The sequence below is a fragment of the Tsukamurella paurometabola DSM 20162 genome, from assembly GCF_000092225.1.
Taxonomy (GTDB): domain Bacteria; phylum Actinomycetota; class Actinomycetes; order Mycobacteriales; family Mycobacteriaceae; genus Tsukamurella; species Tsukamurella paurometabola.
The window spans coordinates 1,342,371-1,360,993 of record NC_014158.1; the positions used below are offsets into that span (position 1 = coordinate 1,342,371).

General features: G+C 69.2%; 12 protein-coding genes. 5 read left to right on the forward strand and 7 right to left on the reverse strand.

Going from position 1 to position 18,623, the window contains the following annotated elements; translation table 11 throughout:
- Window position 1: 1 nt before the first annotated feature.
- Both TPAU_RS06530 and TPAU_RS06535 read right to left on the reverse strand, forming a co-directional pair.
- Window positions 2-1,555, reverse strand: a complete 1,554-nt coding sequence (locus TPAU_RS06530) for an endonuclease/exonuclease/phosphatase family protein (protein WP_013125970.1) — start codon at window positions 1,553-1,555, stop codon at window positions 2-4.
- Window positions 1,556-1,770: 215 nt separating this feature from the next.
- Complete coding sequence (locus tag TPAU_RS06535) at window positions 1,771-3,546, reverse strand: AMP-dependent synthetase/ligase (protein WP_013125971.1); 1,776 nt, start codon at window positions 3,544-3,546, stop codon at window positions 1,771-1,773.
- Between the two features lie 107 nt (window positions 3,547-3,653).
- Between TPAU_RS06535 and TPAU_RS06540 the strand changes: the two genes are divergently transcribed.
- Window positions 3,654-5,462, forward strand: coding sequence for a DEAD/DEAH box helicase (locus TPAU_RS06540; protein WP_013125972.1), 1,809 nt, complete (start codon window positions 3,654-3,656; stop codon window positions 5,460-5,462).
- 136 nt (window positions 5,463-5,598) lie between these two features.
- The gene (locus TPAU_RS06545) at window positions 5,599-9,831 is read left to right on the forward strand and encodes an AAA domain-containing protein (RefSeq protein WP_013125973.1); all 4,233 of its coding nucleotides are present in this window, start codon (window positions 5,599-5,601) and stop codon (window positions 9,829-9,831) included.
- Window position 9,832: 1 nt separating this feature from the next.
- Here TPAU_RS06545 and TPAU_RS06550 read toward each other — a convergent pair whose 3' ends face one another.
- Window positions 9,833-11,308, reverse strand: coding sequence for a PucR family transcriptional regulator (locus tag TPAU_RS06550; RefSeq protein WP_013125974.1), 1,476 nt, complete (start codon window positions 11,306-11,308; stop codon window positions 9,833-9,835).
- Between the two features lie 73 nt (window positions 11,309-11,381).
- On the opposite strand from TPAU_RS06550, the gene gabT reads away from it, so the two are divergent.
- Complete coding sequence (gene gabT / locus TPAU_RS06555; protein WP_083773785.1) at window positions 11,382-12,788, forward strand: 4-aminobutyrate--2-oxoglutarate transaminase; 1,407 nt, start codon at window positions 11,382-11,384, stop codon at window positions 12,786-12,788.
- Window positions 12,785-14,236, forward strand: coding sequence for an NAD-dependent succinate-semialdehyde dehydrogenase (locus TPAU_RS06560; RefSeq protein WP_013125976.1), 1,452 nt, complete (start codon window positions 12,785-12,787; stop codon window positions 14,234-14,236). Before gabT ends, TPAU_RS06560 begins: the two co-directional genes overlap by 4 nt.
- A 3-nt stretch (window positions 14,237-14,239) precedes the next feature.
- Here TPAU_RS06560 and TPAU_RS06565 read toward each other — a convergent pair whose 3' ends face one another.
- The 3 genes from TPAU_RS06565 to TPAU_RS06575 all read right to left on the reverse strand — a co-directional run bounded on the left by TPAU_RS06565 (window position 14,240) and on the right by TPAU_RS06575 (window position 16,074).
- Window positions 14,240-15,046 carry a shikimate 5-dehydrogenase gene (locus tag TPAU_RS06565; RefSeq protein ID WP_041944325.1) on the reverse strand — a complete coding sequence of 269 codons (807 nt, stop codon included), beginning with the start codon at window positions 15,044-15,046 and terminating at the stop codon, window positions 14,240-14,242.
- A 66-nt stretch (window positions 15,047-15,112) separates the two neighbouring features.
- Window positions 15,113-15,694, reverse strand: coding sequence for a DUF3558 domain-containing protein (locus tag TPAU_RS06570; RefSeq protein ID WP_013125978.1), 582 nt, complete (start codon window positions 15,692-15,694; stop codon window positions 15,113-15,115).
- The gene (locus TPAU_RS06575) at window positions 15,694-16,074 is read right to left on the reverse strand and encodes a hypothetical protein (RefSeq protein ID WP_013125979.1); all 381 of its coding nucleotides are present in this window, start codon (window positions 16,072-16,074) and stop codon (window positions 15,694-15,696) included. The genes TPAU_RS06570 and TPAU_RS06575 overlap by 1 nt, the downstream gene beginning before the upstream one ends.
- 180 nt (window positions 16,075-16,254) lie before the next feature.
- Here TPAU_RS06575 and TPAU_RS23695 point away from each other — a divergent pair, with 180 nt between their 5' ends.
- A complete protein-coding gene (locus TPAU_RS23695; RefSeq protein WP_049825795.1) occupies window positions 16,255-17,520 on the forward strand; it encodes a hypothetical protein in 1,266 nt (421 codons plus the stop codon).
- On the opposite strand, the gene TPAU_RS06585 is transcribed toward TPAU_RS23695, so the two are convergent.
- Entirely contained in the window at window positions 17,495-18,316 is an 822-nt protein-coding gene (locus TPAU_RS06585) for an SIR2 family NAD-dependent protein deacylase (RefSeq protein ID WP_013125981.1), read from the reverse strand. The genes TPAU_RS23695 and TPAU_RS06585 overlap by 26 nt on opposite strands.
- Between the last annotated feature and the right edge of the window lie 307 nt (window positions 18,317-18,623).

Sequence of the window (18,623 nt, forward strand, 5' to 3'; positions counted from 1 at the left end):
GTCAGTTCGCCGACGTGCTCGTCGTCTGATCGCTGGACGATCCTGCCGAGCTGCTCGATCCTGCCGAGCTGCTCGATCCTGCTGAGCTGCTCGATCCCGCCGAGCTGCTCGATCCCGCCGACGTGCTCGATGACGAGGTCGACTCGGCCGGCCGTGCCGCCGCTCCGTCCGACGATTGCGATGACGACGCCGTGGACGTGCTGGCGGGTGTCTTCGATCCGCTCTCTGCTGGGGCCGAGGCCGCGGCGCTGGCTGGTGCGCGCGTGTCCTCAGCCGGTCGCGGGCCGGTCGCGGTAGGCGGATTGGAGAAGCTGAAGGTAACCGGGGCCGAGACCGGGGGCGAAGGAGCAGGCCGCGGAGGACGCGGCGACCGGTCGCCGGTCGGTGCGGTGCCCTCGCGCTCCTCTTCAATTCCCGAGATCGTGGTGCCCGCGGGTGCAGGGGTGGCGGCCTTCGTACTCGTCGGGGTGGCCGGTGAGCCGGTCGTGAGGGTGTAGTTCGCGAGGAGATAGCGGTGGTCGGATGCGGACGGCGACGTGGTGTCCAGGAAGTTGTCCGCAGTACCGTCGGCCACGATCTTGCCCCGGACGACCGATGTGTTCGGTCCCAGCAGGCCGATGTCCTTGAGCTGGAACGACGAGGTCGGCTTGATGAACAGATAGTCGATCCGGTCGCGGCCATCGGCCTTGGGCGACCAGTCCAGTTTGCTGATCGGCGCCAAGGGATTCCCGGCCGACCAGGTGAACCCGGGATGGGTCGCCGGGTTCGGATACCTGGTCCGGTAGGAATCGGCGAAGCCGGCGTCCTGTAGCAGCTTCGTGGTCTGCCAGGGGACTATCGCGCCGTTGTGATCGAACTTGTTCTTGGTGGCCGCGGTCCAATCCAGGTTCGACGGCTCGTTGAAGTCGCCGCCGAGCAGGATCTGCCGGCCCTTCGCCGCTTCGAGCCCGGCGTCGGCGATGACCTTGGCGATCACCGCGGGCCGCCCCGACTCGGCATTGACCGAGAGCAGCTTGTTCACATCCGTCACGGGGCCTGACGGGATCTGGCCCCAGCCGGGGTACTCGGCGGAGGCGCCGTTGTATCCACGCGGCAGGAAGGCGGAGTAGGCCTTGTAGTTCAGATGCAGTGCGTACACGGCCACTCGGGTGCCGTCGACATTGATGATGGCCTTGGTCGCATAGCCGCTGGGCAGTTCCTCGGTCGACTCGATGGGATACTTCGAGAGGATGCCGGTGCTCTTGCCGGACGGCGGCGTCGAGTAGTACTGCGTGCCGTTCTGGTTGAGCCGTTTGGTCACGTTCTGTGTGGCGGTTTGTGCCTCGGCGAGGATCACGACGTCGGGCTGCGCGCGCTGGATCTGGTCGGCGAGCAGCTTCTCGCCGTCCTTCACCTGGGCTCCGCTGAGCCACGTATTCATCTGCAGGACGCGCAGATTCGTCGTGCCGGCGGTGGCCGTCGCGACTGTGAAGAGGGCGATGAAGGCGGCGGCGAGGAGGCCGAGCGAGAAGCGTCTGACGGTTCGCGGTCGACGTGCGGGGGTGGTGCCTGTCATGGGGAGGTTCTCTCTGCGGGACGGGGAGGGAACTTCATCAGTAGCGAACGGTGATGAACGCCCGCGGCTGACTCCTTGACCTCCCGGTGAACCGTCTGTCGCAGATCCCCGCGGATCGGTCGCGAAGGCATCGATGCCCAGCTCACGCGTCTGGAGAGAACGGCGCCGACCCGTCGAACAACCGGGCCGGCGCCGTGATCGTGCGCGGTACGAGGTCAGCTGTAGATGGCGTCCACGTCGTCGGCGTGCTTGTCCATCACGACATTGCGCTTCACCTTGAGCGTGGGCGTCAACTCACCGCCGTCGATCGTGAAGTCGGTGGTCAGTACCTTCCACTTCTTCACCTGTTCGGCGTTGGACACCAACGAGTTCGCGGTCGCGACCGCCGAACCGATCTCGGCCAGCAGGGTCTCGTTCGCGGCGGCATCCGCCAGTGACATCTCAGGCAGGCCGCGCGCGGACAGCCAGCCCGGCAGCGCCTCGGGATCCAGGGTGATCAACGCGCCCACGAAGGGCTGCTTATCGCCCACGAGCATCGCCTGCGAGACCAGCGGGTGCTGGCGCAGGGCGTCCTCGGTCTGCGCCGGTGCCACGTTCTTGCCCGCCGCGGTCACCAGGATCTCCTTCTTGCGACCGGTGATCGACAGGTAGCCATCGGCGTCGAGTGCCCCGAGGTCACCGGTGTGGAACCACCCGTCCCGCAGGGCGTCGGCGGTGGCCTCGGGAAGTCCCCAGTAGCCACCGAAAACGACGGGGCCGCGGAGCAGGATCTCGCCGTCCTCGGCGATCGCCACCTCCTGTCCGGGCAGGGGACGGCCGACCGTGCCCACCTTCTGATCGGAGGGGGAGTTGCAGGTGATCGCCGCGCTGGTCTCGGAGAGGCCGTAGCCCTCGTAGACCGGAACGCCCGCGCCGCGGAAGAAGTGGCCCAGGCGCGCGCCGAGCGGCGCGCCGCCCGAGACCGCGCAGGTGCAGTTCCCGCCCAATGCTTCGCGGAGTTTGGAGTACACCAGCTTGTCGAAGACCGCGTGCTTGAGTTTGAGTACCAGCCCGGCTCCGCCGGTGTCCTTCGCCTTGCTGAACTCGATCGCGGTCTCGACGGCGGCATGGAAGATCTTCCCCTTGCCGCCCTCCTCCGCCTTGCTGCTCATCGTGTTGTAGACCTTCTCGAACACGCGCGGCACGCTGAGGATGTAGCTCGGCTTCAGCTCGGCGAACAGTCCGGTGAGATTGCTCAGGTCGGCCGTGTGCGCCACCCGGATGCCGTGCTGGACGGCGGCCACGGAAACGGCACGGGCGAAGATGTGCGCCAGCGGCAGGAACATCACCGTGCTGTCGCCCGGTTGCGCCATCTGGCTCAGGCCGTCGTAAATGGCGTCGTACTCGGAAAGCAGGTTCTCGTGGGTGAGCACCACGCCCTTCGGCTTGCCCGTGGTGCCCGATGTGTACACCAGGGTGGCCTCGGCCTGCGCAGTCACGGCGGACACTCGGTCCGCGTAGTCGGCATCGGTGACGCCGGCCCCGTCGGCGCGGAGCTGGTCGATCAGCCCCTCGTCGATCACCCACACCGGCACGCCGTCGGGTACGCCCGAGGCGATGCGGTCCGCGGTGCCGCGGGTGTCGGTAATGAGCGCGATCGACGCGGAGTCGGTGAGGATGTGCTCGACCTGCGCGGCCGAATTCGACTCGTACACCGCTACCGTCGACCCGCCGACGGCCCAGTTCGCGAAGTCGAGGGCGGCCCATTCGTACCGGGTCGGGCTCATCAGGGCGACGCGGGTGCCGTTGCCCACGCCGCGGGCCATCAGGCCCTTGCCGATCGCGGTGATCTGCTCATTGAACTGCGCCGCCGTCACCGGAACCCACGCCGAACCGTCCGGGCGCAGGAACAGTTCCGTTCCGGGGGCCGACTCCGTGAGCGTGCGGATCCTGGTGGTCAGGTTGTCCGACGGGGCATGGGTGCGGGTGGGGGCCGTGGCCTCGATGCGCAAGTGCTCCTCCTGGAAGCCGATAGGGATGTGACCATAACCTATCGGAGGATGTCCGATTCCGCTTGTGTTTCGCGTGACCGGTGCATAGCACATATGCTGGGGAAATAATGTCTGAAGAATTCGGTGCCGAGAGCACCACCACCGCCGTCACCGCCACCGACGAGCAGGCCGGCAACGAGAACGAACCCGTCACATTCCTGGATCTCGGGATCGACGAGCGGGTGCTGCGTGCACTCGCCGAGGTCGGCTACGAGAATCCGTCACCCATCCAGGCCGCCACCATTCCGCCGCTGCTGGCCGGCAACGACGTCGTGGGTCTCGCGCAGACCGGTACCGGCAAGACCGCGGCGTTCGCCGTGCCCGTGCTGTCCAAGATCGACGGCGAGAGCCGCACACCGCAGGCCCTGGTCCTCGCACCCACCCGCGAGCTCGCGCTCCAGGTCTCCGAGGCCTTCGGCAAGTACGCCGTGCACATGCCGAACATCACCGTGCTGCCGATCTACGGCGGCCAGAGCTACGGCGTGCAGCTGTCCGGCCTGCGCCGCGGCGCGCAGATCATCGTCGGCACCCCGGGGCGCGTGATCGACCACCTCGAGAAGGGCACGCTCGACCTGTCGAACCTCGAGTTCCTCGTGCTCGACGAGGCCGACGAGATGCTCACCATGGGGTTCCAGGAGGATGTCGAGCGCATCCTCGCCGACACCCCGGAGTTCAAGCAGGTGGCTCTCTTCTCGGCCACCATGCCGCCCGCGATCCGCAAGATCGCCAAGAAGTACCTGCATGATCCGGTCGAGATCAGCGTCAAGGCCAAGACCGCGACCGGCTCCAACATCACTCAGCGCTACCTCCAGGTCGCGCATCAGCGCAAGCTCGACGCTCTCACCCGCCTGCTGGAGGTGGAGGAGTTCGACGGGATGATCATCTTCGTCCGCACCAAGTCGGCCACCGAGGAACTCGCCGAGAAGCTGCGCGCCCGCGGGCACGCCGCCGCCGCGATCAACGGTGACATCGTGCAGGCCCAGCGTGAGCGCACCATCGGCCAGCTCAAGGACGGCAAGGTCGACATCCTCGTCGCGACCGATGTCGCCGCCCGCGGCCTCGACGTCGAGCGGATCAGCCACGTCGTGAACTACGACATCCCGCACGACACCGAGTCCTACGTGCACCGCATCGGCCGCACCGGTCGCGCCGGCCGCAAGGGCGATGCGCTGCTGTTCGTGACGCCGCGCGAGCGGCACCTGCTGCGCGCGATCGAGAAGGCGACCCGGCAGCCACTCACGGAGATCGGGCTGCCCTCGGTCGAAGACGTCAACGCGCACCGCGTGGAGAAGTTCGGCGAGTCGATCACCGAGAACCTCTCCAATGATCACCTGCAGATGTTCCGCCGCCTGATCGAGGACTACGTGGGTGCCAACGACGTGCCGCTGGTCGACTTGGCCGCCGCTCTGGCGCTCCAATCGCGCGATGGCTCCTCCTTCCTCCTGCAGCCCGATCCGCCCGAGCGCGAGCGCAATTCCCGCGACCGCAAGGATCGTGATTTCGGTGATCGCGACGACCGCGGCAGGGGTCGGCGGGACCGTGACCGGGACCGCGAGCCGTCGGTGCATCGCAAGACCGGCCGGCCGATGGCGCCGTACCGGATCGCCGTGGGCAAGCGTCAGCACGCCACCCCCTCGGCCATCGTCGGTGCCATCGCGAACGAGGGCGGGCTGCGACGCAGCGATTTCGGGCACATCAGTATCCGGCCCGACCACAGCATCGTCGAGCTGCCCGACGACCTGCCGCGCGAGGTCTTCGACGCCCTCGAGCGCACGCGTATCTCCGGCCAGTTGATCAACCTGGAGGTCGACCCGGGAGCCCCCACGGGCCGACCGTCCGGCGGCAAGCAGCGGTTCCGCGCGGGTCGCAAGAGGTAATGACCTGTCGGCTTCGCGGCGGTATGCATTAACCTCTAGTCAAGGTGTAGTCCCAGTGCGGGCCGCCTCGGCCGGCTTTCCGTAGCCGGTCGCGATCAGGTGTCGGCACCCGCCGACCCGAGACCGAAGGAATGCGATGACCGCCGCCGATGAACAGGGCGACGGCCCGGGCGGCCGTCGGGATCGTGTCGTCCGGCTACTGCAGTACCTGGACGAGCTGATCCGGTCGCGGTCCGTGGTCGCGCGTGATCTCGACGACCACCTCGCCGTGCTGCCCCTGACCGGCGACGGTGCCCTGACGGAGAGCTGGGACGCCGATACCAAGCCGGGCGGCACCATCTTCACGGTGCCGCGTCAGACGGCCGACGGCCCGGATTCCCCGCATTCACGGCTGCTGCGAGTCTTCGATGAGCTGACCGATCACCCGGAGTCGGTCGAGCTCGTGCTCGCCTCCGGTCTGCTCACCGCCCGCGACGGAGACACCCGCATTCGTGCGCACCTGCTTACCCAGCCGGTACTCCTCGAACGCGACCGTCGCGGCCGCAAGCTCTCGGTGGTGCTGCCGCGCGACTCGGTGCCGCGGGTCGAGGACTCGCTGCTGCTCGCCGGGCTGCCCTCGTTCGATCTGTCGGGTTCCGCCGAACTGCAGGACGAGCTCCGCGAGTCGGTGCGTACCGTGCTCGACCCTGCGTGCGAGGAGTTCACCGAGAAGTGGCTCGGAGCGGCGTCCCGTGACGGCGGCGCGCACATCGACTTCGCGCCGGCGCTGGTGCTGCGCACGCGCGGTTCGGCGCCGCTGCTCGGTTTCTACGACGCCATGAAGGCCGATGTGTCCGACCCCGGGCGCACCGTGCCGGTGGGCCTGGCCCAACTGGTCGAGGCCGTCGATGCCGACGAGCGGCTCGCCATGCTCGACGAGATCGGGGCGATCAGCCCGGCAGAGCTGCTCGATGAGGCGTACTACGTGCTGCCCTCCAACGTGGAGCAGCGCGACATCCTCGCGCACATGGGCGGCGACACCGGCGTCGTGGTCGAGGGCCCGCCCGGCACCGGCAAGACGCACACGATCGCCAACCTGCTGGCCGCGCTGCTCGCCAAGGGGCAACGTGTGCTGGTGGTGTCCGAGAAGGCGCAGGCGCTCGCCGTCCTGGAGGACAAGCTGCCGCCCGAGCTGCGCCAGCTCGTCGTCTCCGTCACCGACGTCACCAAAGACGGATCCGCCTCGCTCGCCGCCTCGGTCACCGAGATCGCGACCCGCAAGTCCACGTATTCCGAGGCCCTCGCCGACGCTGAGTTGCGTGATCTGCGCGCCAAGCGCGACCGCGCGATCGACCGCCGCGAGGATCTGCTCCGTGAGGTGTGGTCACTGCGCACCGCGGAGACGGAGGACTCCGACTTCCTGAGCACGACCTACGCGGGCAAGCCCGCCGACGTGGTGGCGCAGGTGCGCCGCGACGCCGACGAGTACTCGTGGCTACCCGGCCCGATCGACGGGACGGTGCCTCCGCTCGACACCCGCGAGTTCGGTCGACTCGTGGACCTGTTGCGCCGCAACGACGATCTGTTCTCCCGCCGCCTCGCGCACAGCCTCCCGGACCTCTCCGCGGAGGTTCCGGACGTGGACGACCTCGAGCAGCTCACCGCGACGCTCGCCGATTCGCCGCTCGCCGAATCGGTCGACGGCGAGGGTGCGCTGGCGCACGTGCTCGGCGGCGTCGACGCCGATCAGCTCAGCGTGATCAAGGCCCGTGCCGACATCATCACCGAACTCATCGATCGGGTCCGGCGGTTCCCGCCGTCGGCGCAATTGCTCGCCGAGGACATGCTCATCGGCACCCGCGCGCACCTCGCCTCCCGGCTCGTCGGGCTCGAGGATCAGATCGCGATCGCCCGTGCCGCCGATGTCGAGCTCGACGGTGCCGCCGTCGAGCTCAGTGACACCCCCGACGCCAATGACCGCGCTGCGATCGAGCGGTACGCCCGCTTCCTCGCGGACGGCAACGAGCCGCGCAAGCGGTTCCGCAAGCCCGAGCAGAAGGCTTTCGAACAGACCGGTCTGGGCATCGTCGTCGATGGCGACGAGGGGGCGGACCGCGACTTCCTGCTCGCCGCTGAGCGTCACCTGGTGGTGGAGGACGCGATCGGACGCGTGGCGACGGTGCTCGCGGCTCTGGGACTCGAGGCACCGGTGGCCGATCCCACCGGCAACGGCTCCGCACGCGGCCGCAGCGAACGACTCAGTCAGGCCGCCGATCAGCTCCTGCGTGCGCGCACCGTCGTGCGTCTGGTGGGTGAGCGCGACCGGATGGTGCAAGCCATGCAGCGCCTGTCCGAGAACTCGCCCCGGCCGAAGGACCTCGATGAGGTGGAGTCGGTCGCCGAACAGGTGGTCGCCATCTCGGCTGCCGCGGGCGCCCGCGAGGCCTACAGTCGGCTCGACACCGTGCGCCTGCGGGTGCAGGAGATCGTCGAGCGCGGACCGTCGCCCGAGGGCGATGCCCTGGTGGCGGCGTTGCGGCAGTACCGGTACGGCCCGATCCGCGACGCCCGGCGCGCGTGGGACGCCGCTCGCACCGAGCGGGACGACCGCGGGGCCCTCGACCTGCTCGCGCTGCGCTTGCGGACCAAGGCGCCGGCTCTGTTCGACCTGATGGCCCGCACCGCCGACGATCCGGTCTGGGACACTCGCGTTCCCGAGATGACCAAGGCCTGGTCGTGGCGACGCGCGGTGATGTGGGCCGCCGCCCGCGTGCACCCCGCCGACGACGCGCAACTCGAGGCCGATCTCCAGGCCGCTGAACAGGATGTGGCGCACTACACCACCCGCATCGCCACCGCGAGTGCGTGGCGGCAGTGCCTGCGCCGCATGACCTTCGAGGAGATCCAGGCGCTCCACGCCTACCGGGATCACGTTGCCTCGATCGGCCGCGGTTCCGGCCGTCACGCCGAGCGTTTCCGAGTGGCTGCCCGCGAGGCGATGCGCCAGGCGCAATCGGCGGTGCCCGCGTGGATCATGCCGATCTCGCAGGTGGTCGCCTCGATCTCGCCCGAGCCCAACGCCTTCGACGTGGTGATCGTCGACGAGGCCAGTCAGGCCGATATCACCAGCTCGTTCCTGCTGTGGCTCGCCCCGCGGGTGATCGTGGTGGGCGATGAGAACCAGTGCGCCCCCTCGGCGTTCACCGGTATCAGCCTCGATGATGTTTTCGCTCGCCTGGACGCGCAGCTACCCGATATTCCGCCGTACCTGCGTGACTCGCTCACCCCGCGTTCGAGCCTGTTCACCTTGCTACGCACCCGGTTCGGGCACACCGTGCGGTTGCGTGAACACTTCCGCTGCATGCCGGAGATCATCGACTTCAGCTCGCTTCAGTTCTATTCCGACGCACCGCTGATCCCGGTGCGGCACTACGGTGCCGACCGCCCGGTGCCGCTGCGGGTGACCCATGTCGACGACGCCGAGGTGGTCGGCGAGGGAGCTCGGATCAGCAATCCGCGCGAGGCGCAGGCGATCGTGGATCAGTTGGTGGCATGCTTCGCCGATCCGGCCTACACCGGGCGCACCTTCGGCGTGATCGCGCTCCAGGGACAGGGGCAGGTCGATGAGCTGTATCGGCGGCTGCGCGCGGCCATCGATCCGGACGAGTGGGACGCCCGTCGGCTGCGGGTGGGCACTCCGCCCGACTTCCAGGGCGACGAGCGCGATGTCGTCATGCTCTCGATGGTGGTCGCGCCGGACTACCGGTTCCGGGCGCTGACCGGGCGCGACTTCCAGCGCCGGTTCAACGTCGCGGCCTCGCGCGCCCGCGACCAGTTGTGGCTGTTCACGTCGGTGGGCGAGGACGACCTCAAGCCGAACGACCTGCGGGCTTCGCTGCTGCGGTACGTGACCCGCGCGGATGTCGAGGTGGCGCAGCCGATGCCTGCCGATGTCCCCACCGACCGCCGGGTCGAACCCTTCGACAATCTCTTCGAGCAGCAGGTGTTCGTCCGGCTGCGCGATATGGGATACCACGTCAATCCCAAGGTCACCGTGAACAACCGGGTGATCGACCTCGTGGTGACCGGCGAGAACGGCCGGCTCGCAGTGGAATGCGACGGTGCCGACTTCGCGTCGACGCCGGAGCAGGCCCGTTCCGATATCGAGCGCGAGCGCGAGCTGCGCCGTTGCGGCTGGGAGTTCGTGAGGGTCCGCGAGTCGGTGTTCCTCACCGACCCCGACGCCGCGATGGCGGTGGTGTTGCAGGCGCTCGATCGCCGTGGCGTCCAGCCGCTCACGCTGCAACGCGCTCTCACCGTGGGGGAGAAGGCGACCGACGGCAGTGTCGAGGTATGGGAGCCCGTGGGCCTCGACATCGACACCGAGTAGGTCAGGCCCCGGCGGCGAGCGTCAACACCAGCTCTGCTCGGACCCGTGCCGACGACAGGTCGCTGCCCAGCAGTGACTCGATGCGCCCGATCCGGGCGCGCAGCGTGTGCCGGTGTACCCCGGCGGCGGCCGCCGCGGCCTCCCAGTTCCCGTTCGCCTCCAGATAGGCGCGCAACGACTCCACGAGCGCGGTGCCATGCATCTGGTCGTGCTCGCGCAGTGGTCGCAGCAGGTGCTCTGCCACCCGGGTCAGCGCGTCGCGAACCGGTCCGGGGGCGAGCAGGAGTGCGCCCGCTCCATCGGTCGAATCGGCCACGGGGCCTCCGCGTTCGGCGGTGCCGGCGAGGATCGTCGCCGCATCGGCGGCGGCCCGGATCGCCTCGGGTGGATAGGGGGCGCTGAGGCCGGCGGTGAAGCGCGCGCGATCACCGGAGGGCAGCGCAGACAGGACGCGGTCGGCGGTATCCGCGTCGAGGCTCGACGGTCCGAGCACGTGGACTCGGGCATCCTCGCGGTGCACGTACCCGGGGCGGCGTGCGGCGCCGAGGGCGGCGACCACGGCGGTCGCCACTGAGTGGGCGGTCGCCGCGTCGGGGGAGCGCAACGTCAGCACCCGGACCAGTCCGTCAGGGCCCAGCGCGGATTCGAGTCCCGTCGTGCTCCCGTGCTCCAGGGCGAGTGCCAGCGCGGCTGCGTCCACCCGGTCCTGCGCGGCTCTCACCCGGTCCGGCTTCGCCGCATCCAGCGCCAATAGCGACGCGGCATGCCCGAGCAGGATCTGGCTCTCCGGCCCCGGCGGCTGTGCGCCGGCGAGCACGAGCCGGCCGTGCTCGGACCGGCGTCCGATGGCCAGCACCGTTACCGATGTGCCGCCGGAGTCGGTGCTCGTGAGCGCGTCCGCGGTGGCCGTAGGGAGGGAGTCCGGTGCGAACCCGGATGGATGAGCAGCGACGATGCCCCCCGACCCGTCCAGCACCGCGACGCGACCGTCGAGCGCACCGGCGAGCTCACGCACCAGGGCTCCGGCGCCGTCGGCGAGCATGGCTCGGGTCATCCGTGGTTGGGCCCGGGCGGCGCGCAGCAGTGCGTCGTAGCGAGCGACGGCCAACTGATCCAGCACCGCTCGGGAGACGGCCTCGAAGGGTGTCGAGCGCGGAACTTCCAGGACCGCAAGCCCCACCTCGTCGGCGGCGGCGAGCAGGTCGTCCGGAATCGTCGGAAACGACAGTCCCACGCCGAAACCCAATGCCGCGATGCCGGATTCGGCCATTCGATGCACGTACTCGACGCGATCGGCACCGGCTGCGAGACTGACACCGGTGGTCAGGACCAGCTCTCCGCCGGAGAGCCACTCGAACGGCTCGGCGTGCTCGATCGTCTGCACGTGTCGGATGTCGCGGCGCAGGAACCGACTGCCGGCACGCACCCGTAGGCGCAGACCGGGCAGGCGGGCGAGCCAGGACACGGTGGTCGTCATGCTGTACATCATGGCGTGTTTGAGGCCTACTAGATAGACGAATCGTCCGGTGCGCGGACCGCCTACGTGGTGGATGCTCACAGGGAACGTGCTCGCCGCCCGCGAGCCCACGACGCCAGGAGGCCCCGTGCCCACGATCGACCACCGCCTGCCCCAGGTCCGCGAGCTCCGCACCGAACTCCCGGGGCCGGCCTCGCGGGCGCTCGCCGAGCGCCGCGCGGCCGTGATCCCGGCCGGTGTCGCATCCACCGCACCGGTGTACGCCGCGGATGCCGACGGCGGTGTGGTCGTCGACGTGGACGGCAATAGCCTCATCGACCTGGGCGCGGGTATCGCCGTCACCAATGTGGGCGCCAGCGATCCGGCCGTCGCCGAGGCCATCGCCCGGCAGGCGGCCCGATTCACCCACACCTGCTTCATGGTGACGCCCTACGAGGAGTACATCGCCGTCGCCGAGCAGCTGGTGGCGCTCACACCCGGCGACGGTCCGCGCCGGGCGGTGCTCTTCAACTCCGGTGCCGAAGCGGTGGAGAACGCCGTGAAGGTCGCGCGCCACGCCACCGGCCGCAACGCCGTGGTCGCCTTCGATCACGCCTACCACGGCCGCACCAACCTCACGATGGCGCTCACCGCGAAGTCCATGCCCTACAAGCACGGCTTCGGCCCGTTCGCGTCCGAGGTGTACCGGATGCCGATGTCGTACCCGTTCCGCGATCCCGAGGGGCTCACCGGGGCCGAGGCCGCCGCCCGCGCGATCACCGCGATCGAGAAGCAGATCGGTGGTGACCAGGTGGCCGCCGTGATCATCGAGCCGATCCAGGGCGAGGGCGGCTTCATCGACCCTGCACCGGGATTCCTGCCCGCCCTCGCAGCCTGGTGCCGCGAGAACGGCGTCGTCTTCATCGCCGACGAGGTGCAGACCGGCTTCGGCCGCACCGGCCGCTGGTTCGCCTGCGAGGAGGAGGGCGTGGTGCCCGACCTCATCACACTGGCCAAGGGCATCGCCGGCGGTATGCCGCTGTCGGCGGTGGTGGGCCGCGCCGAACTCATGGACGCGGTGCATCCCGGTGGCCTCGGCGGCACCTACGGGGGCAACCCCGTCGCCTGCGCCGCGGCCCTCGCCGCGATCGGCCGCATGCGCGAGCTCGATCTGCCCGGTCGCGCCGCGGAGCTCGGCGCCCGTACGAAGGCCACGCTGCAGGAGCTGGCCGCCACGGTCCCCGCCGTCGGCGATGTGCGCGGCCGCGGGCTGATGCTCGCGATCGAGTTCGTCGGCCCGGACGGTGTGACCCCCGATGCCGCGATCACAAAGGCGGTCGCCGCGGCCTGCCTCAAGCAGGGCGTGCTGGTGCTCACCTGCGGCACGTACGGCAATGTGATCCGGCTGCTGCCGCCGCTGGTGATCGGCGAGGACACCCTCGCCGACGGTGTCGCCGTACTCGCCGCCGCCATCCGCGCTGAGGCCGGGGTGCCCGCGTGACCGATCTGCAGACCCTCACCGTGTACGGCCTCGCGCTCGGCGGGTCGGAGCGTCCCGCGGCAACCGGCGCGACTTTCGACGTGACCGACCCCGCCACCGGCGCCGTGATCGCCCGGGTCGCCGACGCCGGCGCCGACGATGCCCGCGCCGCGGTCGCAGCCGCGCACACCGTGGCCGACGAGTGGCGTGCCACCCCGGCGCGTGAGCGCTCGCGCATTCTGCGCCGCGCCTTCGATGCCGTCACCGATCGCGCGGAGGAGTTCGCCGCCGTGATCACAGCGGAGATGGGCAAGCCCCTCGCTGATAGCCGTGGCGAGGTGGCCTACGGCGCCGGATTCCTGGAATGGTTCGCCGAGGAGGCCGTGCGGATCAACGGCCGCACCGCAGCGGCTCCCGCGGGCACCGGCCAGATCGTCGTGACGCACGAGCCCGTCGGGCTCTGCTACGCCGTGACGCCGTGGAACTTTCCGCTGGCCATGATCACCCGCAAGGTGGGACCTGCGCTTGCGGCCGGTAACACCATGATCGTCAAGCCGGCGGCCGAGACTCCGCTCACCGCCCTGCTGCTGGCGCGGGTGCTCACCGAAGCCGGTCTGCCCGACGGGGTGCTGTCGGTGCTGCCGTGCAGTTCGCCCGTCGCCGTCTCCGATGCCCTGTTCGCCGAACCCGACCTCGCCAAGATCACCTTCACCGGCTCCACCGCCGTGGGTCGGAAGCTGTTGGCGGCGGCCGCACCCGGCGTTCTGCGGACGTCCATGGAACTCGGCGGCAATGCTCCGTTCCTGGTCTTCGAGGACGCCGATCTCGATGCTGCGCTCGATGGCGCGATGCTCGCCAAGATGCGCAACGGCGGGCAGGCCTGCACCGCAGCCAATCGCTTCCTGGTGCACGAGTCCGTGCGTGCCGAGTTCGTCGAGCGGCTCACCGAACGGATCGCGGCGCTCACCGTCGGGCCGGGAGCCCACGCGGACAGCGAGATCGGACCGCTCATCTCCGAGAAGCAGCGCACCACCGTTGCCGCGCTGGTCGACGAGGCGGTGGCCGACGGTGCCGTGCTCCGCACCGGCGGCGCCGCGATCGACGGACCCGGCCACTTCTACGCCCCGACGGTGCTCGACCAGGTTCCCGCCGATGCACGCATCCTGCGTGAGGAGATCTTCGGCCCCGTCGTCACCGTGCGCGGGTTCACCGACGAGGCCGCCGCAGTCGCGGAGGCCAACGACACCGAATACGGCCTCGCGGCCTACTTCTACACCCGCGACGCCGCGCGCGTGCAGCGCGTCGGCGCCGGGCTCCGGTCCGGCATGGTGGGCGTGAACCGCGGCCTCATCTCCGATCCGGCGGCTCCCTTCGGCGGTGTCAAGGCCTCCGGGATCGGCGCGGAAGGCGGTTCCGAAGGTATCGGCGAGTACCTCAACGTCAAGTACCTGGCGTTGCCCGCGGTGTAGGCATCAGGAACGGGAGAACTCCGAGGCGGTGCGGATCAGCTCCGGGTCGGGCCGCACGCCGGTGTAGAGCACGAATTGCTCAGCGGCCTGCAGCGCGATCACCTCGGCTCCGGTGATCACCGTCTTCCCGGCGGCGCGGCCGGCGCGAACGAACGGCGTCTCGGGCGGCATCGCCACCACGTCGAAGACGGTGTCGGCGGTGTCGATCAGCGCCTGCGGGAAGGCGAGATCGGTGCTCGCGGGCCCGCCGTCCATGCCTACCGGGGTGGCGTTGATCAGGACCCGGGCGTCGTCGGGCGCGTCGGTCGTATGCCGGAACCCGTACTGGTCGGCCAGCGCCCCGCCGGTCGCGGGGTTGCGTGCCACCACGGTGACGTCGGTACAGCCGTGATCGCGCAGCGCGGCGACCACCGCCTTCGCCATACCGCCCGACCCGGCGACCGCCACCGGCAGCGCCGGATCAACGGCGTTCGATGCCAGCAGCGAGGCGATCGCTGCGTAGTCGGTGTTGTAGGCGTGCAGCACACCGTTCTCGTTGACGATGGTGTTCACCGAGTCGATCGCCGCGGCCGAGGGCTCCATCACGTCGATCAACTCGATCACCGCCTCCTTGAACGGCATCGAGATCGCGCAACCGCGGATTCCGAGGGCGCGCACGCCGCCGATGGCCGCCGGTAGGTCGGTGGTGGTGAAGGCTTTGTACAGGTAGTTCAGGCCCAGTTCGCGGTACAGATAGTTGTGGAACCGGGTGCCGATGTTGCTGGGGCGGCCGGACAGCGACATACACAGCACGGTGTCGCGGTCGGGCATTGCGACGGTGGCGCTCACGAGCTCAACCCTAGGTCGTCCCGGGGCGAATGTGGGAGCGCGCCGGCGTCACGGGGCCTTGGAGGCCGCGAGCGAGGCGAAGGCGATCGCGCGCTCGCATTCGGCCTGGTTGCCGGGAGAAGGGTTGGTCGACGATGCGATGGTCACGACGATGGCCCGTTCCGAGGAGAACGAGGCCGAGCAGTAGTTGTTCTCCGGTGCGTAGGCGATGGTCCGGCCATGGGCTTGTCGGTCCGGTTGCCAGCGCAGGGTCTTCATGGAGCGCTTGTATTGCTCGAGAGTCATTGTCAAGCCCACGATCTGGGAGTATTGACCGCCGCCGCTGCGGGCTGTGTAGTCGTTGGCGTTCCACCGGCAGCCTCGGTAATTGGCGGCGTCCACCTGCGCCGCGTCACGAATCGATCCGGGGTTGATATCGAGGGGAAGGAGGTCTGCGTCGGTGTAGGCGGTGCAGGGTTCGAAGGTGGTTCCATCGTTGCGATCGTTGGTGCGGTTCTTGATCGTGGGAGTGAAGGGCAGTGGTTTCGTTGACGCACGAGAACTACCGGTTGCGATGGGCTCACCCGGAACTGCGGTTGCGCAGCCGCTGACGAGGGCGGCACAGGCGACTGCGATCAGCAGAAAGCGCATTAGTTGCCGATCACGCGGCTGATATCGGCCTGGCTGAAACCCTCGGTGCGTAGTATGCGGCGGCCGGTCTCGCGGATGCTCGAGGCTAAAGATCGGGCCTCGACGGCCTGGGCGAGGTAGGTCCGGTGTAATGACCGCTCGTGCTCGACGGCGCCGAGTCGAATGTTGTATGTGGCCGCTTCACCTTCCCGTGTCGGACCGAGATGGTTGACCTGACCTACCTCTTCTAGGCCCTTCGCTGCCTCGTCCAGCCTCGTGGCATGTCGCTCCAGGGCGCGGGCGAGTTCCTCGTGCGGATTGCCGTCGAGCACCATGCTCGGACGGCCCTTGATCGCCTCGTGTGCTGCGTCGATGATCTGCGCCAGTTCACCATCAGCCATGCTCGCTCCTCCGTATCAGCACACCACTGCCTACGCCTGTCATGAATTGGACGCACCAGACAGCCCGGTGGTTCCCGGTGTTTCGTGAGCGTGGAACCGGATGGGTGCGTGGTGCGTCCAATGGTTATGGAGGGATTTCGGGACATCGGCTCATCGCCCTGGGAGGGGATGTCAGCCCGGATGATTCGTGAGATCGTCCGGGCGATGTCCGGCGATGGCGTCGATGCGGACGCTCGCGCGATCGGCCAGGCGGGGGCGTCTCACGCGCAGAGCATTGCGGAGCTCGAACGTGATGTCGCGGCGATCTCGCCCCGGTGGACCGGTGACGCGGCCGTCGGCATCTACTCGCACCTCGGTCGTTACGCCCGTGACTCCTACCAGGTGGATCGGGAAGCTCGGCAAACCGTCACGCAATTGGGCGTGTTGGGGCAGGCGGCCCGTCGAACCAATACCCGGTTCCGCGATCTCCGCGAACCCGAGCTCAGCTGGCGGGACGCGAACATCGTGAGCGTCGTGGACATTCTCGGCAGAGACAGCGTCGTCGCCCAGGCCGCCCCGGAGATCCGGGCGATCTACACGGTGCCACTGCAATCGGACGGCAGCACCATGCCACTGGGAACCAAGGTCGTCCCGGCCAGTATCGACCTCGGGGACAGTGCCGGAGGGATCGGTGGTGGCACGAGCAGTGGCGAGCGACCACCGGAGGGGTCGATACCGGCACCGGGGTCGTCCGCGCCGGGCGGCGGCGATGAATCGGGTGGCGGCACGGCGGGGACACCCGCCGCCGAGGCGGGAACGGATCGCGGAAGCAGGAGCACCGCAGCAGCCCAGGACGAGACGCTGGCCGGTTCCACCGATTCCGGCGGCAGCGGCCCGGGTGGGGGACCGACGGGCGGAGCGGGCGCACCGTCGAGCACCGGAACCGGCATCGACGGCGGCGGGTTCGATGATGCAGGCCTTCCCACGTCGACCGACGACCCCTCGACCGACCCCGAGCCCTACGAGTCCGGCGCCGGAATCGCCCCGCTGCTCTCGTCGGCCGGGTCGACGTCGACCGGCGGTGCCGCGGGGCGGGGTTCACTCGGCGGGGGCGGGATGCGAGGCGGCGTCGGCGGCACCACCGCATCTCCACTCGGATTGCGATCCGATTCCACCGCGGTACGGGGGACGGCGCCTGCCGCTGTGGCGGGTGCGTCGACAACGGGTGCGCGTCCGTCGACGTCCGTCGGCGGCGTTCCCGCAGGCGCGGGAGCGGGCCAGCGAGGGCAGGGCGACGGACGACACCGGACTCCCGGCTATCTCATCGACCGAGCGAACGGCGAGGAGATCATCGGTGGACTGCCGCTGGTGGGGCCGGGCGTGATCGGGGAGTGGCGGTCCGATGGTGCGGCCGAGGTGGTGCGCAGGCCGGAACCTCCGGTCAGGGGTGAGCCGCGCCGGAAGTAACCGCGGCCACCAGCGCCGGAAGCCCGGTCGCGGCCGTCGTATTCCAGGCGACGGTGGCCCGCGCGCTCAGCGGGGTGGGCTCCGGGTTGATCTCCACCACCGGAATGCCGGCCTCCAGCGCCATCTCCGGTAGCCGCGCAGCCGGGTACACCAGCCCCGATGTGCCGATCACCAACACCAGATCCGCGGCGATCACCGCGGCCTCCGCGCGGCCCCAGGCCTCCATCGGCAGCGGCTCGCCGAACCAGACGATGCCGGGGCGCACCTGCGAGAGGCACTGCATGCAGGTGGGCGGGGTGACCCGCATCTCCGGGGTGGGCTCGCCGTCGGTCGCCCGGATCTCGGCATCGGAGCCGAGATAGGGCGTGCCGCAGTATTCACACCGCGGCGCGAAGAGGCTGCCGTGTAAGTGCGCTGTCACCTCCGAGCCCGCACGCTCATGCAGGTCATCGATGTTCTGGGTGACGATCGAGACGCTGCGCCGCGTGCCCAGTTCGGCGAGCGCGATGTGACCGTTGTTCGGCTCGGCCTGCCGTGCGATGTATCCGCGCCACTGGTACCACCCCCATACCAGTGCGCTGTCGCGGGTCCACGCATCCACCGAGGCGATCTCCTCGGGGTCGTAGCGTGCCCACAGACCGGTCTGCGCCTCGCGGAACGTGGCGATCCCGGATTCCGCGCTCATCCCGGCTCCGGTGAGCACGACGATGGATTCCGCGTCGCGGACCAGTTCGGTGACGGCTGGATCGACGGGAACTGGCGCAGGTCGGTCGGAAGGGCGCATTCCGGGCTGCATCGGTTCAGCCTACCGACCGGGGAGGGGTCGGCGGACCCCCGCGCACAAGGTAACGATTCGATAACAACTGCTACCGGCGGGAAACATCGGTGATCGGCATCACGGCTGTTTTCACCTGCATTGATTCATGGGTGTATTGGCCTCCGAATACACCCATGAATCGGTTTTCATAACTTACTGGCGGGTATACCCGGGAGTTACATTCGCGCACGTCAGAGGCACCGTCGAACCTGTGGTCTCATGGAATACGGGTTTCCGCGAGCCGGTCGCGGACGTGCCGCCGAATTGGCGCGCATCGAGCTCTTCA